Here is a 23,357-nt window from a genome sequence, read left to right as displayed (position 1 = left end):
CTCGCAACACTTCGTCGTTGGAGGTGTTGGTGAATGGGCCTGGGCAAGAAACAGCAGGCTGTCCGGTTGTACCGCGGTCAGATCCCATCGCCCGGGCGGCCGAGCGTCGCCTGGCGTGAGGACCGTGTCCGGTTCTGGCAAGCGATCGCTCGTGGGGTGAGCTCGGAGGACGCCGCGGTGGAGATCGGCGTGTCGCCGGCGGTGGGAGCGCGTTGGTTTCGCCAGGCTGGCGGGGTGGGACCATGCCTTGCCCCGACGGTGTCGGGCCGTTATCTGTCGTTCGCAGAGCGGGAAGAGATCGCGTTATGCCGTGCCCAGAAGGTCGGCGTGCGCGAGATCGCGCGGCGTCTGGGACGGTCGCCGTCGACGATCTCCCGCGAGATCCGGCGCAACGCCTCGACGCGGACGTATGACGTGGAATATCGAGCGACGGTCGCGCAATGGCACGCCGAGCGCCGAGCTCGCCGGCCGAAGACGGCCAAACTGGCGGCCAACCAGCAGCTGCGCGAGTATGTGCAGGAGCGGCTGGCGGGAGAGGTCCGCCACCCGGACGGCACGCCGGTGGCGGGGCCGCAGACGGCGCCCTGGAAGGGGCGGAACAAACCCCGGCGTCAGGACCGCCGCTGGACGACATCGTGGAGCCCCGAACAGATCTCCCACCGGCTGAAGGTCGATTTCCCCGAGGACGACACCATGCGGATCTCACACGAGGCGATCTACCAGGCCCTGTTCATCCAGGGGCGAGGCGCGCTCAAACGGGAGTTGGTCGCCTGCCTGCGCACCGGACGTGCCCTGCGGGTGCCGCGCGCACGCGCCCGGCAGAAGAGCGGCGGCCACGTGACCCCCGAGGTGCTGATCAGCGCCAGGCCCGCCGAGGCCGAGGACCGCGCGGTCCCGGGCCACTGGGAAGGTGACCTCATCATCGGCACCGGCCGGTCGGCGATCGGCACCCTCGTGGAGCGCACGACACGGTTCACCCTGCTGTTGCACCTGCCGCGGATGGAGGGCTTCGGCACCCAGGAACGGGTGAAGAACGGCCCGGCGTTGGCCGGCCGCGGCGCCGAGGCGGTGAGGGACGCGATCACCAAAGAGATCACCGGGCTACCCGAGCAGCTACTCCGCTCGCTGACCTGGGACCGTGGAACGGAGCTGGCCCAGCATGCTCAACTGCGCATCGACACTGGCTTGCTGGTCTATTTCGCCGATCCCCATAGCCCCTGGCAGCGTGGCACCAACGAGAACACCAACGGCCTGCTGCGCCAGTACTTTCCCAAGGGCACCGACCTGTCACGATGGAATGCCGAGGAGTTGGCAGCCGTAGCATTCGCGCTCAACACCAGACCCCGAAAAACTCTCGGGTGGAAGACTCCGGCAGAGGCCTTCAGCGAGCACCTAAGCTTGGTACTGAACAGCAGTGTTGCGACGACTCCTTGAACCCAAGCAGTACACCTCGGCCGACTTCGCCGCCGTCTGCGCGGAGTTTGGCGTGATCCAGTCACGGGGCGCGGTCGGGACGAGCGCCGACAACGCCGCTGCCGAGGCGCTGAACGCGTCCCTGAAGCGCGAGACGCTGCGCGGAGCAAGGCGCTGGTCCTCGGCCCGCGAGGCCCGCCTGGCCGTCTTCCGATGGATCACCCGATACAACACCCGAAGGAGGCATTCCCGCCTGAACTACCTCAGCCCGAACGAGTATGAGCGGCGCTCCGATAAGGTGCTACTCGCCGCATGACAGTTGGTGTCCACATCATGGGGTGAGCCCCCACCCTCCCGACCTTGGACTGGTTGGAGATCGCCGAGCGTAGGACCGGCGCTATCAAGCTCACTCCGATCGAGGCCGCGCCCGAGCCCGGCAATCTGCGTCGGATCAAGAACGAGGTGGCTCGCCGTTGGTCGGCTGTGCCGTTGATCGATATCCTCAAGGAAGCTGTCCTGCGCACCGGTTGCCTGACCAAGGCGACCTCGGTGATCGGTACGGGTCAGTTGGATCCAGAGGTGCTCGCCGAACGGCTGATGCTGGTCATCTACGCTTACGGCACCAACTGCGGCATCCGATCGGTGATTTCTGGTGCACACCACCACACCGAGGAGGACTTGCGCTACGTGCGGCGCCGCTACCTGGTCCCCGAGGTGGCACGCACGATCGCGATCGAAATCGCCAATGCCACCTTTGCCAGCCGTGACGCCGGGGTATGGGGGCAGGGCTCTACCGCAGTGGCTTCCGACTCCACGCATTTCCGGGCCTGGGATCAGAATCTGTTCACCGAGTGGCACTCTCGCTACGGAGGTCGGGGCGTGCTGGTGTACTGGCACGTTGAGCGTGGTTCGGTGGTTGTCCATTCCCAGACACTGAAAGCATCTGCTTCCGAGGTCGCCGCGATGGTGGAGGGCGCTATCCGGCATGGCACCACCATGAAGGTCGAAGGCAACTACGTCGACTCGCACGGGGAATCGGAAATCGGCTTCGCGGTGACCCGATTGCTGAACGTGGACCTGCTGCCGCGCATCAAGCGGATCAACCACGTCCAGCTCTACCAAGCCTCTCACGGCGACCTGGCGCTGTATTCGAATCTCGCACCGGCGATGACCCGGCCGATCCGCTGGAACCTGATTAAGGAGAACTACGACCAGGTCATCAAGTACGCCACGGCGATTCGCACGCGCACCGCCTCCACTGAGGCCATCTTGTCGCGGTTCACCCGCTCGGCCGGTCATCCCGCTTACCAGGCGTTGTTAGAGATCGGCCGTGCCGCGCGTACCACCTTCGTCGCTCGTTATCTGCGCGATCGCGACTTACAGCGGGAGATCGAGGAAGGGCTCAACGTGGTCGAGGCGTGGAACCGCGCCAACGCTGTGATCTGCTATGGCCGGGGCGGGGAGATCTCCACCAACCGGCGCGAAGAGGTGGAGATGACCGCGCTATGCCTGCGCATCCTGCAGGCGGCCCTGGTCTATGTCAACACCTTGATGCTGCAGGACGTGTTGGCCGACCCGAAATGGGCCGCCAAGCTCACTACGATCGACCGGCGTGGTCTGACCCCGCTGTTCTGGCTCCACGTGCGCCCCTATGGTGAGGTACGCCTCGACCTCAGTGCGCGGCTGGACATCGGCGCCCTCGGCGACGTATGACCGAGCAGCGCTTTCGGCTCCCTGGCGGGCGCTAGGGCCCCGAACCTGCCCGCGAGGAGACTCGGCACCTGCTGTCAATGGAGACGGTGGCCTCGACCGCGATGCGGTTCCTTCGCCGCGCTGGGCTTCGGGTGGTGGGGGACACGCGCCCAGGCGGTAAGGGGTGGCCACTGATGGAGAGTAACTTTCATTTGGATTGTACTAGCGAAAAGTTAGTACCCTGAATAGGGTTAGTTGCGTACCTACCAAGAAGGAGTTCCAGTCATGGGCATCATCGTCACCGGCGCCACCGGCCATCTCGGCCGTCTCGTCATCGAGGGGTTACTGGAGAAGGTTCCGGTCGATCAGGTCACGGCCGTCGTGCGGAGCAAGGGGAAGGCCGCTGACCTCGCGGCGCGGGGGGTGCGGATCGCGGTCGCCGACTACAACGTTCCCGAGACCTTCGACGGCCTGTTCTCCGCCGGCGACAAGGTGCTGCTGATCTCCAGCAACGAGATGGACAAGGACCGTGTCGCCCAGCACAAGGTCGTTGCGGACGCCGCCAAGGCGGCCGATGTGGCGCTTCTCGCCTACACCGGCACCGCCGCCACCCTCAAGTCCTCCATCGCCGACGACCACCGTGCCACCGAGCAGATCATCCGGGACTCCGGCGTGCCGTATGTGCTGCTGGGCAACTACTGGTACCACGAGAACGAGACACAGCAGCTCGCCCAGATCCTGGCGCACGGTGCCGTGGTGCGATCCGCAGGGGAGGGCCGGGTCGCCTCCGCCAGTCGCGCCGACTACGCCGCCGCTGCCGTCGCGGTACTGACCGGCGAGGGGCACGAGAACAAGACGTACGAGCTGGGCGGCGACGAGGCGTGGAGCTTCGCCGAGTTCGCGGCCGAGATCGGCAGGCAGACCGGCAGGGAGATCGTCTACAACCCCGTCTCCGTCGAGACTCTCAGCGGCATCCTCACCGATGCGGGGTTGCCCGGTCCCTTCGTCGCCTCCATCGTCGGTGTGGACGTGTCCATCGCGAAGGGCGAGTTGGCTGTCCTCACCGGCGATCTCTCGCGCCTCATCGGCCGTCCGACCGCACCGATCGCCGATTCCATCGCGGAGGCGCTCAAAGCGCTGGAAGGCTGAGGTTCCTGCCGGATCCGCGGAGTGGGGACCGGTACGGTGGCTGACGCGCCGTGTCCGGTTCCCGCCGCCCCACGGCCCCGCTTGACCGGCGCCCTCACGCTGGGGCGTCAGTGCGGCGGAACCAGCCGTGGCTGTGGTTCGGCGAGCGGCTGGGGCTGGTGCCGGGAGACCTTGGCGAGCAGGCGCGCGAGGGTGAGCTCCTCGTCGGGAGTCAGGTGCTCCAGCCAGCTCTTCTCACGATTCGTCGTCCACCAGTGCAGAAACTCGTCGATGACGGACTCGCCCCGCTCGGTGAGGGCGACGACGAGCATGCGTCCGTCGTCGGGCTGGGGCGTTCGGGTGAGGAGGCCAGCCCGTTCCAGGGTGTGCAGTGCCGACGTGACGCTCGCGGTGGAGACGCTCAGCAGGTCGGCGAGTCTGCGCGGGGACATCGGACCGCCGTACTTGAGCGTGGTCATCAGCCGGAAGCCGGCGAAGGTCAGCCCGGCCGGGCGGGCGAAGTTCGTTTCGACGTCGCGTTCGATCTTCTTGGCGACCCGGACCAGGTTGAAGCCCACCGACGCGGACGCCAGGTGGGGGTCGACGTCGGGCAGGTCAAAGCCAGAGGCGGCGGCCAGACGTTCGCCATGGCGCCGCGCGGCCGGATCTTGTGTCACGGACACCACCCTGCCTTCGTCACCAGCACCCTCACAAGAGCCTCACGATTCATCTTGTACCCTCCACTGTCTTGACATGTCGGATCCGCAAGCCTTCTATTGCATCTTAAGTCGCTAGACTTCTAGCTATCTATTGGAGGGTATTCCATGACAGCGCCGTCTACGTCCTCCCCGAGCCGCGCGGGCATGCGGTTTCCCGACCAGCTGATCTACTCGGGCTGGGAGACCCCCTCGCGCGTCGAGGCCGACCTGTTCGAGATCGAGGCCGACGGGGAGATCCCCCGCGACCTGCGCGGTCGCTACTATCAGATCGCTCCCGACCCCGCTTTCCCCAACCGCACGGGCAACGATATCGACTTCAATGGCGACGGCATGCTGCGCATGTTCACCTTCGCCGACGGTCACGTCGACTACCGCAGCCGCTACGTGCAGACCGAGAAGCTGAAGCTGGAACGCGCCGCCCGCCGTTCGCTGTTCGGCGCCTACCGCAACCCCTACACCGACCACTTCACCGTGGCGGGCAAGAGCCGGGGGGCGGCGAACACCAACGTCGTCTTCCACGCCGGGAAGCTCCTGGTCCTGAAGGAGGACGCCCGCGCCACCTGGGTCGACGCCGACTCCCTGGAGACCTATGGGGAATGGGACTTCGACGGGGCGGTCACCAGCCCGACCTTCACCGCCCACCCCCGTACCGACCCGGTCACCGGTGAGATGTTCGCCTTCGGGTACGAGGCGAAGGGCCTGACCAGCCGGGATATCGCGTACTACGTCATCGACGCGCACGGCAGGGTCCTGCACGAGGTGTGGTTCGAGGCCCCGTACACCAGTCTGATCCACGATTTCGTGGTCACGCAGGACTATGTGGTCTTCCCTGTCCAGCCCACCACCACCGACCTCGACCGGCTCAAGGCGGGTGGACCGCACTGGATGTGGGACCCGTCCAAGGACACCTACCTCGGAGTGATGCCCCGCTACGGTTCCGCCGACGAGATCCGCTGGTACCGGGGCCCGGCCCGGTATGCCTACCACTACTTCAACGCCTACAACGAAGGCACCACGATCCACATCGACGGCTGTGTCTCGGAGAGCCAGTCAGCCCCGTTCATGTATCCCGACCTGCTCGGCAACGTATATGACGTCACCAAGGGCGTGCCCAGGATCACCCGCTGGACGGCCGACTACGCGGCCGACGACGGCGACAGCTTTGAAGAGCGGGTGCTCCAGCCGGAGTTCGCCGAATTCCCGCTCATCGACGACCGGGCAGAAACGGGCCGGCACCGCATCGGGTTCACCGGGGCCCGTGTCCTCGGTGACGAGCACAAGGGCGGCAACGTCGTACAGGGTCTCAACTCGATACTCCGCTATGACTTCGACAAGCAGCAGGCCACCGGACAGTACGTCCTGCCCGCCCACTTCACCTTCCAGGAGCCGGTGTTCGTGCCCCGCAGCGACGACGCCCCCGAGGGCGACGGCTATCTCCTGGCCCTGGCCAACAACTGGACCACGATGTTGAACGACCTGCTCATCCTCGACAGCACCGATCTGGCCGCCGGTCCTCTCGCCACCCTCCATCTCCCCCTTCGCCTGCGCAGCGGCATCCACGGGGCCTGGATTCCCGAGCACCTCGTCCAGGCCGGCTGACTCCAGGAGGCACGAACATGAGCTGGTTGAACGAACCCGTCTGGCAGTCCCGGATCCGCATCGGCGGCTGGACATCGGGTACGGGCGGCGACTACGCCGTCACCGAACCCGCGACCGGCAAGGAACTCACCCGCCTCGGACAGGCCACCCCCGCCGATGTGGCGGTCGCGACCGCCCGGGCCGCCGAGGCGCAGAAGGAATGGGCGGCCCTGCCCTACGATCAGCGCGCAGCCGTCCTGCGCCGGGCCGGAGACCTGTGGCAGGAACGGGCGGCGGAGATCCAGGACTGGATCATCCGTGAATCCGGCTCCATCCGGGCCAAGGCCGCCCTGGAGACCGCCACTGCTGCTCAGGAGTGCTACGAGGCCGCGGCTATAGCCTCACACCCGGCCGGCGAGGTGCTGCGCAGCGCCCAGCCGCGCATCAGCCTGGCCCGCCGTGTCCCGGCCGGGATCGTGGGCGTGATCTCTCCCTTCAACTTCCCCCTCATCCTCTCGATCCGGTCGGTCGCCCCGGCGCTGGCCCTGGGCAACGCCGTCGTCCTCAAGCCGGACCCGAGGACGGCGGTGTGCGGCGGAGTGACACTGGCCCGCGTCTTCGAAGAGGCCGGGCTGCCCGAAGGGGTGCTGTCCGTGCTGCCGGGCGGCTCCGATGTCGGCGAGGCACTGGTGACGGACCCGCTGGTACGGGTGATCTCCTTCACGGGTTCCACCCGCGCCGGGCGCGTCGTCGGTCGGCTCGCCGGCGAGCACCTCAAGCGCGCCCACCTGGAACTCGGCGGCAACTCGGCGCTCATCGTCACCTCCGACGTCGACCTGGACAAAGCCGTCTCCGCCGGGGCCTTCGGGTCCTTCATGCACCAGGGCCAGATCTGCATGACCACCGGCCGCCACCTCGTCGACGCGGCCATCGCGGCCGACTACACCGCGGCCCTCGCCGAGCATGCCGATCGCCTCCCCGTCGGCGACCCCGCCATCGCCGAGGTCGCCCTCGGCCCGGTCATTGACGCACGGCAGCGGGACGGCATCCACCGCATGGTCACCGAGTCCATCAGCGCCGGTGCCCGGCTGGCCGTGGGCGGCACGTACGAGGAACTGTTCTACCGCCCCACCGTCCTCGCAGACACGCCGCCAGCCGCGCCCGCCTACGCCGACGAGGTCTTCGGACCGGTCGCCCCCGTCACCGCGTACGAGGACTTCGATCAGGCCGTCGCCCTCGCGAGCGCCACCCCCTACGGACTCAAGCTCGGCATCCTCACCGGCGACGGCCTGAGGGCCCTGGAACTCGCCGAGAAGTTCCCGGTCGGCGCCGTCCACATCAACGACCAGACCGTCTCCGACGAAGCCGTGGCACCCTTCGGCGGCCTGGGGGCCTCCGGAACCGGGGCCCGCTTCGGCGGCATCCAGGGCAACCTGGAGGCATTCACCGAAGTCCAGTGGGTCACCGCCCAAAGCGAGATCCCTGCCTACCCCTTCTGATTCCCGCCTGGCGTGCTGCCTCCGGACGGGTGTTCGACTTGCTTGGTCGGCCGAAGGATCCTGAAGGGAACCCGGGCGGCGCAGCCGTCCGGCAGTTAACCGGCGGAACGAGAAAACCGCCATCTTGCAGGAGGTGGCGGTCATCTTCGCGATGGCACTCCCCTGGGGGTTGAGGATCGCGTGGTCGAAGACGAGACGCCTGGCGTCGTCGCTGAGTACACCGCTCAGCATCGCCTGGACGCCGACTCGTCCGGGAGCGATCCGCAGGTTCTGCCGCCGCGTTCCTGGAGTGGTTCGCCGAGTTCTCTGCGAATGACTGTGCTCACTTCGCAGCCGGGGAGATAGTGACCGGCAGGACGGATGTTCGGCCGGTGACGTCAAGACGCTCCTGGTAGACGGTTGATCACCACAATCCACACCGTCGCCACCAGGAGCTTCCGGTGTTGTTCTATCGTGCTGCCGTCGATGTGTCGCGTCAGACCCTCAGCTACGTCGTCGGCCTGATCCGGCGACGCCGTAAGGCGATCGGCTTGCTGTGGCGGGTGCTCAACCCCGGTCAGCAGGCTCTGCTGGTGCTGGTCTACCGGCGCAAGGGCAAACCTACGCCGAACTCGGGGCACACCAGGGCCTTCACGAAACCCGGAACGGCTCAGAGTCCGTCGGATACAGCGACCAGCCGCAAACCTACGGCTCATGTCCCGCTGTGACGCCATCGACTGGGCCGCCGTTGGTGGTTGCTCAAGCGTGCCGGAGGTGTCGGGCGTCCCTCGGGACCAGCCGGACTAGTTGCGTGACGTGGCCGGGGGTCAACTCGTCGAGCGAGGCCACGCCGAGCAGTTGCATGGTGCGGACGATCTCGGTGCGCAGGATGTCGACGGCGCGGTCGACCCCCGCACGGCCGCCCGCCATGAGGCCGTAGAGGTAGGCGCGGCCGACGAGGGTGAAACGCGCTCCGAGGGCGACGGCGGCCACGATGTCGGCGCCGGTGGTGATCCCGGTGTCGATGAGGACCTCCGTGTGGTGGCCGAGGTCGGTGACGACGTCGGGCAGGAGGTGGAAGGGGACGGGGGCGCGATCCAGTTGGCGACCGCCGTGATTGGACAGGACGATACCGTCGGCGCCGAGGTCGACGGCCTGGCGGGCGGCCTCGATCGTCTGGACGCCTTTGACCACGAGTTTGCCGTGCCAGCGTTCGCGGACGTGGCGGACCTCGTCGGGACCGACCGTAGGGTCGAACATGGTGTCGACGAGCGCGGCGATCGTGCCTGGCCAGGGGTCGAGGGAGGCGAATGCGAGCGGCTCGGTGGTGAGGAGGTCGATCCACCACCTCAGTCGCGGGACCGCGTTCAGGACGGTCCGCGCGGTGAGGGTGGGGGGCATGGTCAGGCCGTTGCGGACGTCGCGCAGTCGCGCGCCCGTGACGGGGGTATCGACGGTGATCACCAGTGTGTCGAAGCCGGACGCGGCGGCGCGTTCGACGAGAGCGAGGGATCGGTCGCGGTCGGTCCACATGTACAGCTGGAACCACTTCCGGGCGTCCGGCGCCGCGGCCGCGACGTCCTCGATCGAGGTCGTGGCCATGGTGGAGAGGGTGAAGGGGATGCCGGCGGCCTGAGCCGCGGTCACGCCCGCGCGCTCCCCCTCGGTATGCATCATGCGGGTGAGCCCGCACGGGGCGATACCGAAGGGCAGTGCGCAGGTGCCGCCGAGGACCTCCCGGCTGGTGTCCACAACGGACACGTTCTTGAGCACGTCCGGGTGGAACTCGATGTCGGAGAAGGCTTGTCGTGCGCGGGCGAGGGAGACCTCGCCTTCGGCGGCGCCGTCGGTGTAGTCGAACACCGCCTTGGGCGTGACACGCTGCGCGATGCGTTGCAGGTCCGCGATCGTGGTGGCGGAGGCCAGTCGCCGCGTCCGCGGGTTCAGCTGCGGTTTCCGGAATCGCAGCAGCGGGGCCAGGTCACGGTATGCGGGCACACGACGGTGGGTCTTCACTGTCCTCTTTCCTCGCCAGGGCGCGGTGGCGGCCGGTTGGTTCAGTGCCGGGCTAAAGGTTCTCGGTCATGTCGCCTGACTCCATCCATGCCAACCGCCGGCGCATGGGCGTCAAGGCCATGTCGGGGTGGGTGAGCACGTAGAACCGGTTCTCCCGGATGGCCTTGACGACGTGCTCGGCGACTGCGGCGGGATCCAGGCCCTGTGTCTTGATCATGGTGGCCATGAAGTCGAGCACGCTCTTGCGCGTCGCATCGTTCGCTGAGGGAACGCCCGCGGGCAGGTTCCGTTCCGCGTCCGGTATCCGAGTCCGCACGAAGCCCGGCGCCAGCAACGACACTCCGATGTGTGCGCCTGCGGCCCGGAGTTCGAGGGCCAGGTTCTCGGACAGGCCGAGGACAGCGCATTTCGATGCCGTATATGGCGCCATCGTGGGCGTGCCGGTGTCGAAGGCGGCGACGGAGGCGGTGTTGACGATGTGGCCTTCTTCCTGCTGGCGCAGCAGCGGCAGGAAGACCTGGCAGCCGTGGATGACGCCGAAGAGGTTGACCTCGATCACCCAGCGCCAGCCTGCGAGCGGGATGTCCTGGAACGCTCCGCCGGTCTCCACTCCGGCGTTGTTGCACAGGACGTGCACCGCTCCGAAGGCGTCCATCGTCGCCGCGGCGAGGTTTTCCACCGCGGCCCTGTCGGCTACGTCGGTCACCACGCCGATCGCCTCGGCCCCTGTGGCGACGACCTCGCTCACCGCGTGGTCGAGCGGGCCCTTCTCGATGTCGGCGATGACGACTTTCATTCCTTCGGCCGCGAATTGGTTTACAAGGCCCCGGCCGATCCCGCTGGCTCCGCCGGTGACAACGGCGACGCGTTCGTTGAGTTGCCGCATGGTCTTCCCTTCTGTCGGTTCGGGTTGAGGAGGTCGGGTGGCGGGGCTACAGGATGATGTCCAGCCGGGCGGGTCTCCTGACCATGAACCGCGGGGCGGGGTGCCAGACGTAGTCCGGTGCGAGGCGCATCCCGGGGAAGCGCTCTGCCAGGGCCTCGACGAGCGACCGCGTCTCGAGGCGCGCCAGCGGGGCCCCGAGGCAGGTATGAATGCCATGACCGAACGCGACCGACGTCGCCTGTCCGGTCTCACGGTCGAGCGAGAACGTCGCCGCGTCGTCGCCCCATGCTTCATCGTCGAGGTTCGCCGACTGGAGACTGAGCGCGACCCGGCTTCCGCCTCTTACCGGGCAGCCGGAGAACTCCCTGTCGGCGGTGGCGGTGCGCAGCACGTACTGTAGGGGCGCGTCGTGGCGCAGCGACTCCTCGATCACGCCCGGTATGAGGCTGCGGTCGTCGAGGATGCGCTGCCATCGATCGGGCTCGACGAGCAGCTCGTACAGCAGGTTGGTGATGAGGCTTCCGGTCGTGTCCGTCCCGGCCAGAATCAGCTGGATGCAATGCATGACGACTTCGGCCGGCTGCAGGGGTTCCTCGTCAGGCTGCGGATGCACCAATCCGTCGAGCACACCCGTCCCGGTGGCAGAGGCGGTGGCCCGGCTGGCGACCAGTTCCGCGAGGTAGCCCGCCAGTGCCGCCATCTCCGGCATGTCGAACGAGACCTGCGGGAAGTTGTCGTTGATGACGTCGGACCATCCCTGGATCCGATCCCAGTCTTGTTCGGGTAGGCCCAGGAAGGCATAGACCGTGCGAGCGGGGATCGTGCGGCCGAGTGTCGACCACACCTCGAGCGGCTGCCCGGGACGCAGGTGCGCGAGAGCGTCGGACACGATCGCGCGAATGCGCGGCTCCTCCCGCCGGAGCCTGGAAGGGGCGAACCACTTCCGGAGCCGGGCACGCAGCGCGGTGTGAGCAGGGGGATCCAGGAGCGTGATGGGCGTGGCGGGCAGGTCCGCCGTCCGCGTACCTCCGTCGAGGACGAAGTTGTCCTTCGAGGAGTAGGTGGCTGGGTCCCGGAGCGCGTCCTTCACGTCGGCGTGCCGCGTGAGGACGAACACTCCCGGCCGTGGCTGGGATACCGGACAGCGCTCGCGTGCCTCGGCGAGCTGCCGGATGGAATCGCGTTCGATCAGCTTCAGGGGATCGTACGGGCTGTCGGCGGTAGCCGGGGTGGCGGTCATCGTTGGCTCCGTCCCTTAGGGTTTCGGCGGGAGGGTGAATCGTCCTCGCGCTGTGCGATGTCGTTCTGGTAGCGGCTTGCGCCGGAAATGTGAACGCACACCCCTATTTTGTGGGCCGGGATGGTCAAGGGTCATAGCGATCTGTACGCGATCCGCGCCGCGGCAGACTCCTGACCGATCGGTGAGGTCGGGGCGGTCCACCGTCGGTGAGCAGCGCGTTCGTCCAATACGATCCGACGAACGCGCCACTCGGAGGAAGCGGGTGTCCTACGCGCTTGCGGGATTCTTCGACGGCGCGGTCGCCGCGGGCGTGGCGAGCGGCTCGGCCACTCGACGCTGCCACAACAAGACGATCCCGCCCACGGCGACGGACAGAACGGCGAGCATGGCGAGGGCAGGCTGGAGACCTCCCGCCACGGCGCCGAGGCCGGCGATGACGAGCGATGAGAAGAACTCCCCGACGAACAGCGCCGACAGCCACCAGCCGTTGCCCCGGCCGCGCTGGGCGAAGGGCAACCGGTTGACGGCCCATACCAGCAGCGTCGGTAGCAGCAGCCCGGTGCTGAAACCGGTGATCACTGCACCGGTCGTCGCCACCGGCACCGAGCCGGCCGCGAAGACGATCCCCAGACCGACGGCGGTACCGCCGAACTCCAGCGGAACCAGCACTCTCGCCGGCAGGCCGGACAGCGCGGTGAACAGTCCGCAGCCGATGGCGTTGGCCAGCGCCATGATCGCGCTGATGCCGCCGACGGCCGCCGACGACGTCAAGCCGATCCCGTTCAGGACGAAGGGAAGCTCGACGATCAGCGCGTAGAACACGACGCCGCCGAACAGGGTGACAACGCAGGGCACGATCAGGTCACGGGACAGTGGCTCCAGGCGCGCTCCCGCGGCCTGCGCGGAGGAGCGGGCCGGCTCCCACAGCAGCTTGGCCATCGGAACGATGAGCAGCACCGGCGTCACGTACAGCCAGAAGGGCGCCCGCCAGCCGGAAACGCCGATCAGGCCGCCGAGGGCGATGAAGAGCGTCCCGGCGAGCCCCGCGACGAGCGTGTTCAGGCCGAGATACCTCGCCCGCTGTTTTCCGGACCAGTAGTCTCCGATCAGGGTCAGACAGCAGGTCTGGATCATTGCTTCCGAGGCCCCGAGGATTACCCGGCTGCCCACGATCGCGACCAGTGAGTCGAGGTAGAGCGGCGCGGTGCCCGCCAGAGTATAGGCGGCCATCCCGATCAGCAGGAGACGTTTGCGGTGGACCTTGTCGGCGAAGAATCCAGCGAACGGCGCCGTCAAGCCGATCATGAGCGCGGGAACGGTGAGCACGATCGGGACCAGGATGTCGCTGCCCGGGGTGCCGGAGAAGTGCTGTCCCATCTGCGGCATCACGGGGGCGATGATGGTCACGCCGAGGACCGGCATGCAGATCCCGGCCAGAAGGAGCACCAGCTGGGCGAGCCCTGCCTTGCGTTCGCCTCGTTCGGATGCCGCTCGGTCCTGCTGTGCGTCTGACATGTCGTTGTTTCTTGCCTTGGTCACAATGGACCACCTCGCTGTGTGGTGGCTGTGCCGGGAGTCTCGCGAGCGCGCCAACAGGCAGTGGGCTTGCTGGTGGCGAGGTGACCCAGCGGGGGGTGGTGAAGGCCTCAAGGCCTATGTAACGACCGGTCCGCGGAAAATGTGAACGGAGAATCTCATCTGGAATTCGGGATTGTCAAGGGCCGTTATACTTCAGCGGTGAGCAGTGATCCGGTATCCCCGCCGCCCGCCCTTCAGGCACGCAGCCGCGAGACCCAGGACCGGATCTTCGCTGCGGGGACACGGCTGTTGAAGGAGGGCGGGGCGGAGGAACTGACCGTGGCCGCGGTCGCGGCGGAAGCCGGAGTATCGGTGGGCAGCGTGTATCGCCGTTTCGGTGACAAGGAACGACTGCTGCTGTCCATCCAGGCTCGATTCGCCGAAGAACTGCGTGCCGAGTTCCGCGAGCGGGTGGCCGACACCGGCCTCACCGCGGCGACCCCGCCGTCCGAGGTGATCGCCTCCGCGGTAAGGGGGGTGGCCGAGACCTTCCGTCTCCATGCACCGCTGTTGCGCGAGTTCGTGCTGCTGGGTACCCGCAATCCCATGGTGTTCGAACAGGCCGCGGCGTCCAACATCGAGGGTGGCCGGACCTTCCGCGACACGGTGATGCTCACCGCGCCCGCTCTCCGGCACCACCCCGATGTCGAGGCGGCGATCGACTTCGCCCATCGCCTGGTTTACGCCACCTGCATGCACCGGGTCGTCCACGGCGAGTACCACGAGTCGGCGCGCCCCCTGCCCTGGCCCGAGCTGATCGAGCAGTTGCGCGGGGCCGTCACCGCCTATCTGCTGAGCCCGGCGGACGACGCATAGGCAGCGGGGCGGCGAGGACAGCGCGACCACTCTTGACAAGGGCCCCTCATAATGTGAACCTCACATCACATTATGACCGCCGTGCGGTCTCCTTGCGCACGAAGGGTGCTTGGCGTGGACGAAATCTTCGATGTCGCCGTCGTGGGTTATGGACCTACCGGCCTGGTCGCCGCCTCGATGCTCGGCCAAGCCGGACACCGGGTGGTGGTGTGCGAGCGGTGGCCGTCGTTGTACGGGCTGCCGCGGCTGACCCACATCGATGACGAAACCGCGCGGATGGTGCAGGCTGCCGGAGACGTCGACGAGGCCCTGCGCGACTCGACGCCGACCGAGTACCTGTGGGTCAACGGACGTGAGGAGGAACTGCTCCGAATGCCCGCGGCGCCGGTCGGGCCGATGGGGTTCCCGACGCACATCTCGATGTACCAGCCTGACGTCGAGGACTCGATCGACCGGCGCATCCGGACCCTGCCCAACGTGGAGATCCGGCAAGGCTGGTCGGTGGCCGCGCTCGCCCAGGACGCCACCGGCGTCGAGTTGACCCTGACGCCGTGGAAACCCACGGAGGGGGCTGATGCGGAGCAGCGGCGGCTGCGCGCCCGGTACGTGATCGCGGCGGACGGCAGCAAGAGCGCCATCCGGGAGATGCTGGGCATCGAACGCGACGACTTCGGCTTCAACGAGCGCTGGCTCAACTTCGACACCGAGTGGCTACGGCCCGTACCGGCGGAGTTCCGCACCACCAAGCAGTACTGCGATCCGGCCCGCGGTCACATGTACATGATCATCGGTGAGTACCGGCAGCGCTTCGAGTTCGCGCTGCTGGCCGGCGAGTCCCGGGAGGAGTTCGAGCGGCCGAAAACCGCGTGGCGGCTGCTGGCGCAGACACATGGGCTGGGGCCGGAGGACGTGCGGATCATCCGGCAGATCGTCTACACCTTCGAGTCCCGCGTGGCCCGCCGCTGGCGGGAACGGCGGGTCTTCCTCGCCGGGGACGCCGCGCACACCATGCCGCCCTACCTCGGGCAAGGGGCCTGCTCGGGCATCCGCGACTCGTTCAACCTCGGCTGGAAGCTCGATCTGGTGCTGCGCGGCCTGGCCGACGAGTCCCTTCTGGACACCTACGAGCTGGAGCGCCGGCCGCACGCCACCGCCATCACGCACATGGCGATGGGGCTCGGCGCGATCGCCAACACCCACGACCCGGACGCCGCCGCCCAGCGCGACGCGGCTTTCCGTGCCGGGCAAGCACCGCCGCCCCCGACCATCCCCGCGCTCGCCGACGGCGTGCTCCACCACCAGCCCGACGGCACCGTCACCCCGCCCACCGGTGGCCTGGTGCCGCAGGGTCGCGTGACCGCCGGCGAGCTGACCGGGCGGTTCGACGACGTGGTGGGGCGCGGATTCGTCCTGGTCTCCGCCATCGACGTCGCGGCGGTGCTGTCACCGGAGCATCGGGGTTTCCTCTCCGAGCTCGGCTGCCGCATGGTCAGGCTCGGCCACGACGTGATCGACGAGGACGGCGTGTACGGCAGGCACCTGCATGAGCTCGGCGCGGTCGCCTATCTCGCGCGCCCGGACTTCGTGCTGTTCGGCGCGGCTGCCGATGCCACCGAGCTCACCGCGTTGGTCGACGAACTGCGTGTCGGCATCGCCTGGCCGGCCGCTCGCTCGGCGGTGTCCGCATGACCACGTCACCGGAGGCACTGGACCAGACCGTCGCCGCGCAGCACCAGGCGATGCCCTACACACGGCTGGTCGACTACGGCATGAATCCCGCCGACGCCCATAGTCTGCTGGCCAAGACGGCCCAAGGCCGGTCCTGGACCGATCACGCCGGCGAACTGGCCGACCACCGTGCCCGCGCGGCCGAGACCGCGCTGGCCGCCGGGCACCGGCTCACCGCCGTCAAGTCCGCCCGATGGGCGGTCGGCGCCGCGCTGTTCGCGCAGATGGCCGAGAACGACGACACGCCGCTCAAACAGGAGCTCTACCGCCGCCTCGCAGCGCTGGCCGGCCGGGTCGCCGAGCTGAGCGAGCCACCGATGGAACGGGTCGAGGTGCCGTACCGGCACGGACACCTCGTCGGCTGGCTGCGCCTGCCACCGGCCGGGACGGCGGACGCGACCGTCGTCGTCTGGGGCGGGCTCAGCGGCTGGGGCGCGGCCTACCTGCGGGCCGCCGACGCCTTCGCCGCCCGGAGGGTGGCGTGTCTGCTGGCCGAGGGGCCCGGGCAGGGTGAGCCACGCCTGACCGATCGTCTCTACATCGACGAACACGTCGCCGACGGCTTCGCCCGCTTCCTCGATGTCGTCTCCGAAGACCCGCGGCTCGGCGACGCCGTCGGCGTGCAGGGCAACAGCTTCGGCGGGCTGTTCGCCGCCCACCTCGCCGCCCGCGATGGGCGGGTCGGCGCCTGCGTGGTCAACGGAGCACCCGCCACCACGCGCCTGCCGCCGTTCGGCACCGCCCGCGCCCAGTTCGCCGCCGCGTTCGGCACCGACAGCGAGGCCCGGCTGACCGGCGTCCTGGACGCGCTGCGGTTCGACCCGGTCCGCCACCGGATCGCCTGCCCGACCCTGGTCCTGCACGGCGGGCTCGACCCGCTCGTCTCCGACCCGTCGCTGCAGGAACCCTTCGCCCGGGCTGCCGGCCCTCGTGGGGAGCTACGCATTTGGCCGGACGGCGAGCACACGCTCTACAACCACGCCGCCGAACGCGACGCGATCGTCGCCGACTGGTTCGCCGACCACCTGATCACCCGATGACACAGCGTCGCCGGTGCCCGATGTGGACCGCTACGGCGATGCCGTGCTCGACGCTCCCAAGTGAGGCATATCGGATGTTGCGCGACACCGGCCGGTGGTACGGCCTGACGAGTCGCCCGGCCTGGGTGATCTCCCGCCACGCCGGCGTGCGGGTCGCGCTCGCCGAGCCGCGGCCTGCAAACCTGCCTGCTTCGTTGCACACCGACACTGGAGACATGAGATGACACGTATCGAAGTGGACCGCGACCGCTGCGAGGGTCACGGCCTGTGCGAGCAGACCGCGCCGGAGATCTATCAGCTCGATCACGAAGGTGAGCTGGATCTCTTGTTCGAGGACGTCCCCGCCCAGCTGCGGGGCAAGGCCGAGGCCGGGGCCCGCGTCTGTCCCGTCGCCGCCCTCCGCATCCAGTCATGACCGCCGGCCCGCTTCGCCGCGTCGTGGTGGCCGGCGGCTCGATCGCCGCGGTGACCGCCGCCGAGTCCCTCCGCGTCCAGGGCTTCGACGGCGAGATCACCCTGCTCTCCGAGGAGCCACACGCCCCGTACACCCGGGTGCCGCTGTCCAAGGGCGTTCTCTCCGGCCGCGAGACACCGGACTCCACAGCGCTCCCCGCACTCGGTGACGACATCACCGTGCGGCTTGACGCCCCGGTCGCCAGGCTTCACGCCGAGAAGCGTCGGGTCGTGCTCGCCGACGGCGAGGAGGTGCCCTACGACGGGCTGATCATCGCCACCGGGGCACGGGCTCGGCGGCTGGCAGCGTCTGGCCAGACCGGGGAATACGTAGTCCGCACCCTTGACGATGCGACCAGCCTTGCCGATCGCCTCCAGACCGCGACCTCCGTGCTCGTCGTGGGCGCCGGATACCTCGGGATGGAAGTCTCTTCCACCTGTGTCGACCGTGGACTCGGCGTGACCGTCGTCGACCGGGACCCGCCGCTGCGGCGGCTGCTCGGTGGCTGGCTGTCCCGTTTCGTCCTCGACGCCGCCAGGGAACGCGGAGTGAGGTTTGTCCTTGCACCAGGCGGCATCGACCTGCTGGGGCAGAGCGAGGTGTCCGGTGTGGACTGCGGAGATCGGCGGCTGTCCGCTGACGTCATCGTCTCCGCTGTCGGTGATACGGCGAACATCGAATGGCTGGCCGACAGCGGCCTTCCGCTCGCCGGCGGCCTCGTGGTCGATGCTCGATGCCAGGTGACGCCCTATATCGTCGCCGCCGGAGACGTTACCGTGACCAGGACACCGGATGGTGCGCTGCGGCGCAGCCCTCATTGGACCAGCGCCGTCCGGCAAGCCCAGACCGCGGCTGTCACGCTCCTGCAGGGCGAGGCGGCCACACCTCCGCGGCACGACCCCTACTACTGGACCGAACAGTTCGGGCTCGACATCAAGATCAGCGGAGACATCCCCGGGAACGAGGCACCCACGATCCTTGCCGGCGACCCGGCACGACGCTCCTTCCTGCTGCAGTGGTGCCGCGACGGGCGCCCTGTGGCTTCGGCTTCGGTGAACCACCGGATACCGATCGTCAAGCTCAAGAAACTCGGTGCCCACTACCGCGATGAGGATCACAAGGAGACAGCGGCGTGATGGATTTCTCCGTGGAATCGGCCACCGCGACGGTGGTGGAAAGTTTCCGTGACACCCGGGACCCGCGGTTGCGGGCGGTGCTGGAGAGCCTGACGCGGTATCTCCATGCGTTCGTGCGAGAGGTGCGGCCGTCGCTGGCGGAGTGGAATCAGGCGATCGAGTTCCTGACCGCGGTGGGCCAGACGTGTACGGACACCCGGCAGGAGTTCATCCTGTTGTCCGATGTGCTGGGAGTGTCGATGCTGGTGGAGACGGTGAACGCCCAGCAGACCGGGACCGCCGGCACGGTGCTGGGCCCGTTTCACATGACCGAATCGCCTCCCCGGGCGTTGGGCGACTCGATCGACCTCATCGGGGGCGCGCGTAGGTGTGTGGTGTCCGGCTGGGTCACCGGGGGTGCCGGCGAGCCGGTGGGCGGGGCGCAGGTCGATGTGTGGCAGTGCACCGAGGAGGGCTTCTACGATGTGCAGCAGCCCGACCTCCAGCCGCCGGGCAACGGACGCGGCCTGTTCACCACCGACGACGACGGCCGCTACTGGTTCCGCACGGTGGTTCCGAGTCACTACCCGATCCCGACCGATGGCCCGGTGGGACGGTTGCTCGAGGCGACTGAACGGCATCCCTACCGCCCGGCGCACATCCACTTCCTGGTCACCGCTCCGGGGTACGAGGAGCTGACTACGCATGCGTTCGTGGCCGGCAGCCCATACGTGGACTCCGACGCCGTTTTCGCGGTGAAACAGAGCCTGGTGGTCGACTTCACCGAATCCCACGACGAGAGCGCCGCGGCGGCTTTCGGGGTCGCCACGCCGTTCATCCACGCGCGGTTCGACATCGTCCTGCAGGAGCGCTTGTGACCTCCACCGAGACCTTCATCTACGAAGCCCTGCCGATGCGGGTGCGGTTCGGGCCGGGACAGCTCGCCGAGCTGCCCGAAGAGGTGGCCCGGCTGGGGTTGCGCCGGCTCCTCGTGCTGTCCACGCCGGAGCAGCATGAGCTGGCCGAGCGCGTCGCCGGCCTGCTCGGCCACCATGCGGCGGGGGTGTTCGCCGGGGCCCGGATGCACGTCCCGGCCACCACCTCGGCTGCGGCGTGCGAGCACGCCCGCCGTGTGGGTGCAGACGGGTGCGTCGCCGTGGGCGGCGGCTCCACCATCGGGCTGGGCAAGGCCATCGCGCTCGAGACCGGCCTGCCCGTCGTCGCCGTCCCCACAACGTATTCCGGCTCCGAGATGACCCCAATCTGGGGCATCACCGACAACAACCGCAAACGCACCGGACGCGACCCGGCGGTGCTGCCGCGCAGCGTGCTCTACGACCCCGAGCTCACCCTGGGACTGCCCCCGTCGCTGTCGGGGACGAGCGGCATCAACGCGATCGCCCACGCCGTGGAGGCGATCTACGCACCCGACGCGTCCCCGATCATCACGTTGCTCGCCCAGGAAGGCGTCCGCTGTCTCGCGGCGGCGCTGCCCGCCATCGCGGCCGACCCGGCCGACCGGGACGCCCGGTCCCTGGCGTTGCGCGGATCGTGGCTGTGCGGCGCCTGCCTGGGGGCGACGACGATGTCGCTGCACCACAAGCTCTGCCACGTCCTGGGGGGCACCTTCGACCTGCCACACGCGCCTACCCACGCCGTCGTGCTACCGCACGTCGCGGCCTTCAACCTGCCCGCGGCCCCGGCCGCGCACAACGCCCTCTGCCAAGCCCTGGGGACCGATGACCCCGCCCAGGCCCTCGCCGACCTGGGCACCGCAGTCGGCGCGCCCCGCACACTCGCCGACCTCGGACTCCGTGACACCGACTTGCCCCAGGTCATCGACCAAGTCCTCGCACAGCCTTACGCCAACCCCCGCACCCCCACCCGCGACGACCTCGAAACGCTCCTGCGAGCAGCCCTTGACGGCAGCGCACCGGCCAACCGGGATCGTGCCATCGTCCGCGCCGCCCCGATTGACGCGTACACGGACCTCCAGAGGTAGGTGGTGCTGATCTGCGAGACGGCACCACGGCCGGGACGGGTTCGAGTGGAGCCACTCAGATCCGCCTTGCGGCCGCAGAACAATGACCCGGCCCGTCCGACAAGAACCCTGGATCACACCGCTGCGATGATCGACGGACTGCGCGAGATCGCCGACACACATCGGGCCACGGTCCCCCAGTGGTGCTGGGGCGGTTCACCGCCTGCTACGGCGACACCGTCGTCGCTACACCGGGCGCCTCGAAGCCGCACGCCGCCGAGAAAGGCCGCTGGGGCAATGAAGATCGCGCTGCGCGACTCGCCAACCGAGCACCTCACCGACCTGTCAACCAGAGTCACCCGCCGATCTCCGGCTCCCGCCCAGGTATGGGATCGATCTGCGTGGGCGCGAGCGGGCCCTGGTCGAGCATGAGGGCCGGCCTATCGTTCCTCGGAAGAAGTCGATGAGGGCGTGGTAGTCGACCACCGGAACCGTGATCCGCTCGCGCAGCCCGTCGGCGATGGAGGCCATTTCTCCGCATTCGAGCACGACCGCGCCGATTCGGTGTGCCGCTGCGAACTCGGTGATGACGCCCTGGATCTGCTCGAGGACGGCTACGGCGTCGAACGGCGCCGCTCGGTCGATCACGGCGCGGCGGAACGGCCCCGGTCCCTGCAACCCGGCGACGAGAAGGCGGTCACGGTCCTTGAAGGCGACGCCAGGCAGATCGGCGGTCGACGCGAGTTGTGAGTCCGCGTAGATCACGAGGATCGCCCGGTCCGGTGCGATGGTCGCCAGAAGGGTCGGCACCGCCAGCAACGGTGAAGACACGACCACTGCTTCACTGGAGGCGGCGAACTCGCCCTGGTAACGCGACAGGTAACCGATGGTCAGTGCCACGACCGAAGGTGACTCCCTGCCAGCGGCGAGTGGGAGCCGGGCGAGCGTGCGGTGCAACAGGGGGTGCCGTGGATCGGCAAGGTCTGAAAACAGGTTCGCACTCTCGATCCCGGCGAGTTCGGCATCGTGGACGGAGGGGTCGGCGGCGGAGCCGGCCAGGAAGGGGGCGTCCTGCGGCGTGATGATGAGCACCTCGGCGGATGTGGGCTGGTCGTCAGGCATGCTGCCTCTCCCGGCGGCCGAGCAGGGTTGTCGCGATGACGCCAAGCGCCACGGTCACCAGGAGGTAGGCGCTCAAGGCGAACGGAGAGTCGAAGCTGCCCGCGATCGCAGCGGCGATGAAAGGCGCGGGCCCTCCCCCGATGATCCCGGCGAGGTTGAAGGCCAGGGAGCTGCCCGAGTAGCGTACCGGAGCAGGAAACAGCCCGGTGAGCAAGGGCGCTTCGCTGGCGAACATGGCCGCGTACGGCACAAGCGAAACCAGGATCACCGGGATCGCCATGGCAGGGTTGCCGCTCTTGATGGCCGCGAAGTAGACGACGCAGATGACGGCGGTGCCGGCGGCGCCGGCCAGGTAGACCCGGCGGGGACCGAAGCGGTCACCGAGCGAGCCCATGAGCGGCATGATCAAGGCCGAGAGCAGCGCCGCTGCCGCGACGAGTCCGAGCAGCAGGCCGCGGCCGAACCCGCCCATCGAGGTGCCGTAGGCGAAGACGAAGGTGATGAACACGAACACCGCGGCCATCTCGCCGACCTTCAGGAACAGACCGAGCACAATCTCTCGCGGATACGACCGCACGACGCTGAGGACAGGGGCGCGGCGGACCGCCCCCGCGTCCTTGGCCGCCGCGAAGTCCGCCGTCTCCGAGATACCGTTGCGCATCCAGAATCCGAGGATGACCAGCACGATGCTGGCCAGGAAGGGCAGTCGCCAGCCCCAGCTGACGAACGCCTCTCCGGCGAGGTTGCTGACCGCGAGCACCACCGTGTTGGCCAGGGCTACCCCGAGCATGGCTGAGGCCTGCGGGAACGCGGCGCGGAAACCACGTCCCTTCGGGTCACCGGATTCAGTGGCCATGAGGACGGCGCCACCCCACTCGCCTCCCATCCCGATACCTTGAAGGGTCCTCATGAGCACGAGGAGGACAGGGGCCCACAGTCCGATCGAGTGGTAACCCGGGATGAGCCCGACTCCGACCGTGCCGATCCCCATGAGCATCAACGTGCTGATGAGGGCGGACTTCCTCCCGATCCGATCGCCCAGGTGCCCGAAGATGACCGCGCCGATCGGGCGCGCGGCGAACCCGACGAAGAAGGTCGAGAAAGTGAGCAGCGTCCCGGCAAGACGGTCACTCGCGGGGAAGAACTGTGTGGGAAACACCAGCGCGGCGACCGTGCCGTACAGCATGAAGTCGTACCACTCGATGGTACTGCCCGCCGTGCTGGCGGCTACCACGCGTCTGATGCGCCGGGTGCTGTCCTGTGTCCTGCCTGTGGACGGGAGCGTGTCGGTCATGGGCCGGTCCAATCGCGATCGGAGGGGAAGACCAGGCAAGGCTTTGCCAATTGGCAAAGTACGGTCATTGCGTTGCCGG

General features: G+C 68.3%; 18 protein-coding genes and 3 pseudogenes. 14 read left to right on the top strand and 7 right to left on the bottom strand.

Translation table 11 applies throughout. From position 1 onward, the window contains the following. Positions 1-33 precede the first annotated feature (33 nt). The 4 genes and pseudogenes from ACTWQA_RS33400 to ACTWQA_RS33385 all read left to right on the top strand — a co-directional run bounded on the left by ACTWQA_RS33400 (position 34) and on the right by ACTWQA_RS33385 (position 4,254). The gene (locus tag ACTWQA_RS33400) at positions 34-1,434 is read left to right on the top strand and encodes an IS30 family transposase (protein WP_443162973.1); all 1,401 of its coding nucleotides are present in this window, start codon (positions 34-36) and stop codon (positions 1,432-1,434) included. Between the two features lie 7 nt (positions 1,435-1,441). Then, positions 1,442-1,729: pseudogene (locus ACTWQA_RS33395) on the top strand (integrase core domain-containing protein); the annotation flags it as partial. Between the two features lie 35 nt (positions 1,730-1,764). Beyond that, positions 1,765-3,126: pseudogene (locus ACTWQA_RS33390) on the top strand (transposase); the annotation flags it as partial. Positions 3,127-3,390: 264 nt separating this feature from the next. After that, positions 3,391-4,254, top strand: a complete 864-nt coding sequence (locus ACTWQA_RS33385; RefSeq protein ID WP_443162972.1) for an NAD(P)H-binding protein — start codon at positions 3,391-3,393, stop codon at positions 4,252-4,254. Positions 4,255-4,361: 107 nt separating this feature from the next. On the opposite strand, the gene ACTWQA_RS33380 is transcribed toward ACTWQA_RS33385, so the two are convergent. After that, positions 4,362-4,910 (bottom strand): MarR family winged helix-turn-helix transcriptional regulator, encoded by a 549-nt coding sequence (locus tag ACTWQA_RS33380; RefSeq protein ID WP_443162971.1) that lies wholly within the window; start codon positions 4,908-4,910, stop codon positions 4,362-4,364. Between the two features lie 147 nt (positions 4,911-5,057). Between ACTWQA_RS33380 and ACTWQA_RS33375 the strand changes: the two genes are divergently transcribed. The 3 genes and pseudogenes from ACTWQA_RS33375 to ACTWQA_RS33365 all read left to right on the top strand — a co-directional run. Continuing rightward, positions 5,058-6,551, top strand: a complete 1,494-nt coding sequence (locus tag ACTWQA_RS33375) for a carotenoid oxygenase family protein (RefSeq protein ID WP_443162970.1) — start codon at positions 5,058-5,060, stop codon at positions 6,549-6,551. A gap of 17 nt (positions 6,552-6,568) precedes the next feature. Beyond that, positions 6,569-8,029, top strand: a complete 1,461-nt coding sequence (locus tag ACTWQA_RS33370; RefSeq protein WP_443162969.1) for an aldehyde dehydrogenase family protein — start codon at positions 6,569-6,571, stop codon at positions 8,027-8,029. 440 nt (positions 8,030-8,469) lie between these two features. After that, positions 8,470-8,628 (top strand): annotated as a pseudogene (locus tag ACTWQA_RS33365) (IS5/IS1182 family transposase); the annotation flags it as partial. A 139-nt stretch (positions 8,629-8,767) separates the two neighbouring features. On the opposite strand, the gene ACTWQA_RS33360 reads toward ACTWQA_RS33365, so the two are convergent. The 4 genes from ACTWQA_RS33360 to ACTWQA_RS33345 form a co-directional block, all read right to left on the bottom strand. Beyond that, complete coding sequence (locus tag ACTWQA_RS33360) at positions 8,768-10,024, bottom strand: alpha-hydroxy acid oxidase (RefSeq protein ID WP_443162968.1); 1,257 nt, start codon at positions 10,022-10,024, stop codon at positions 8,768-8,770. Positions 10,025-10,076: 52 nt separating this feature from the next. Beyond that, positions 10,077-10,910, bottom strand: coding sequence for an SDR family NAD(P)-dependent oxidoreductase (locus ACTWQA_RS33355; protein ID WP_443162967.1), 834 nt, complete (start codon positions 10,908-10,910; stop codon positions 10,077-10,079). Positions 10,911-10,956: 46 nt separating this feature from the next. Beyond that, a complete protein-coding gene (locus ACTWQA_RS33350; protein ID WP_443162966.1) occupies positions 10,957-12,150 on the bottom strand; it encodes a cytochrome P450 in 1,194 nt (397 codons plus the stop codon). A gap of 267 nt (positions 12,151-12,417) precedes the next feature. Then, positions 12,418-13,665 (bottom strand): MFS transporter, encoded by a 1,248-nt coding sequence (locus tag ACTWQA_RS33345; RefSeq protein WP_443162965.1) that lies wholly within the window; start codon positions 13,663-13,665, stop codon positions 12,418-12,420. A gap of 222 nt (positions 13,666-13,887) precedes the next feature. On the opposite strand from ACTWQA_RS33345, the gene ACTWQA_RS33340 reads away from it, so the two are divergent. The 7 genes from ACTWQA_RS33340 to ACTWQA_RS33310 all read left to right on the top strand — a co-directional run bounded on the left by ACTWQA_RS33340 (position 13,888) and on the right by ACTWQA_RS33310 (position 20,883). Then, positions 13,888-14,544, top strand: a complete 657-nt coding sequence (locus tag ACTWQA_RS33340; protein ID WP_443162964.1) for a TetR/AcrR family transcriptional regulator — start codon at positions 13,888-13,890, stop codon at positions 14,542-14,544. Positions 14,545-14,658: 114 nt separating this feature from the next. Continuing rightward, positions 14,659-16,233 (top strand): bifunctional 3-(3-hydroxy-phenyl)propionate/3-hydroxycinnamic acid hydroxylase MhpA, encoded by a 1,575-nt coding sequence (mhpA, locus tag ACTWQA_RS33335; protein ID WP_443162963.1) that lies wholly within the window; start codon positions 14,659-14,661, stop codon positions 16,231-16,233. Beyond that, entirely contained in the window at positions 16,230-17,312 is a 1,083-nt protein-coding gene (locus ACTWQA_RS33330; RefSeq protein WP_443162962.1) for an alpha/beta hydrolase family protein, read from the top strand. The genes mhpA and ACTWQA_RS33330 overlap by 4 nt, the downstream gene beginning before the upstream one ends. Positions 17,313-17,532: 220 nt before the next feature. Further along, positions 17,533-17,727 (top strand): ferredoxin, encoded by a 195-nt coding sequence (locus tag ACTWQA_RS33325; RefSeq protein ID WP_443162961.1) that lies wholly within the window; start codon positions 17,533-17,535, stop codon positions 17,725-17,727. Then, the gene (locus tag ACTWQA_RS33320) at positions 17,724-18,902 is read left to right on the top strand and encodes an NAD(P)/FAD-dependent oxidoreductase (protein WP_443162960.1); all 1,179 of its coding nucleotides are present in this window, start codon (positions 17,724-17,726) and stop codon (positions 18,900-18,902) included. The genes ACTWQA_RS33325 and ACTWQA_RS33320 overlap by 4 nt, the downstream gene beginning before the upstream one ends. Continuing rightward, positions 18,902-19,759 carry a dioxygenase family protein gene (locus ACTWQA_RS33315; protein ID WP_443163003.1) on the top strand — a complete coding sequence of 286 codons (858 nt, stop codon included), beginning with the start codon at positions 18,902-18,904 and terminating at the stop codon, positions 19,757-19,759. Before ACTWQA_RS33320 ends, ACTWQA_RS33315 begins: the two co-directional genes overlap by 1 nt. Next, positions 19,756-20,883: a maleylacetate reductase gene (locus ACTWQA_RS33310; protein WP_443162959.1), complete on the top strand. Its 1,128-nt coding sequence runs from the start codon at positions 19,756-19,758 to the stop codon at positions 20,881-20,883. Before ACTWQA_RS33315 ends, ACTWQA_RS33310 begins: the two co-directional genes overlap by 4 nt. A 324-nt stretch (positions 20,884-21,207) precedes the next feature. Here ACTWQA_RS33310 and ACTWQA_RS33305 read toward each other — a convergent pair whose 3' ends face one another. Beyond that, positions 21,208-21,984 (bottom strand): hypothetical protein, encoded by a 777-nt coding sequence (locus tag ACTWQA_RS33305; RefSeq protein ID WP_443162958.1) that lies wholly within the window; start codon positions 21,982-21,984, stop codon positions 21,208-21,210. Further along, positions 21,977-23,278, bottom strand: a complete 1,302-nt coding sequence (locus ACTWQA_RS33300; protein ID WP_443162957.1) for an MFS transporter — start codon at positions 23,276-23,278, stop codon at positions 21,977-21,979. Before ACTWQA_RS33300 ends, ACTWQA_RS33305 begins: the two co-directional genes overlap by 8 nt. Between the last annotated feature and the right edge of the window lie 79 nt (positions 23,279-23,357).

The organism is Nonomuraea sp. 10N515B (assembly GCF_052245915.1).
Classification (GTDB): Bacteria; Actinomycetota; Actinomycetes; order Streptosporangiales; family Streptosporangiaceae; genus Nonomuraea.
This window is presented reverse-complemented; position numbering and strand designations above follow the sequence as displayed.

Bases quoted from the DNA above. Each gene is read 5' to 3' on its own strand.
- ACTWQA_RS33330 (WP_443162962.1), top strand. From the start codon at position 16,230: ATGACCACGTCACCGGAGGCACTGGACCAGACCGTCGCCGCGCAGCAC.
- ACTWQA_RS33305 (WP_443162958.1), bottom strand. From the start codon at position 21,984: ATGCCTGACGACCAGCCCACATCCGCCGAGGTGCTCATCATCACGCCG.
- ACTWQA_RS33325 (WP_443162961.1), top strand. From the start codon at position 17,533: ATGACACGTATCGAAGTGGACCGCGACCGCTGCGAGGGTCACGGCCTG.
- ACTWQA_RS33350 (WP_443162966.1), bottom strand. From the start codon at position 12,150: ATGACCGCCACCCCGGCTACCGCCGACAGCCCGTACGATCCCCTGAAG.
- ACTWQA_RS33375 (WP_443162970.1), top strand. From the start codon at position 5,058: ATGACAGCGCCGTCTACGTCCTCCCCGAGCCGCGCGGGCATGCGGTTT.
- ACTWQA_RS33300 (WP_443162957.1), bottom strand. From the start codon at position 23,278: ATGACCGACACGCTCCCGTCCACAGGCAGGACACAGGACAGCACCCGG.
- ACTWQA_RS33345 (WP_443162965.1), bottom strand. From the start codon at position 13,665: ATGTCAGACGCACAGCAGGACCGAGCGGCATCCGAACGAGGCGAACGC.
- ACTWQA_RS33400 (WP_443162973.1), top strand. From the start codon at position 34: ATGGGCCTGGGCAAGAAACAGCAGGCTGTCCGGTTGTACCGCGGTCAG.
- ACTWQA_RS33370 (WP_443162969.1), top strand. From the start codon at position 6,569: ATGAGCTGGTTGAACGAACCCGTCTGGCAGTCCCGGATCCGCATCGGC.
- ACTWQA_RS33385 (WP_443162972.1), top strand. From the start codon at position 3,391: ATGGGCATCATCGTCACCGGCGCCACCGGCCATCTCGGCCGTCTCGTC.
- ACTWQA_RS33315 (WP_443163003.1), top strand. From the start codon at position 18,902: ATGGATTTCTCCGTGGAATCGGCCACCGCGACGGTGGTGGAAAGTTTC.
- ACTWQA_RS33355 (WP_443162967.1), bottom strand. From the start codon at position 10,910: ATGCGGCAACTCAACGAACGCGTCGCCGTTGTCACCGGCGGAGCCAGC.
- ACTWQA_RS33320 (WP_443162960.1), top strand. From the start codon at position 17,724: ATGACCGCCGGCCCGCTTCGCCGCGTCGTGGTGGCCGGCGGCTCGATC.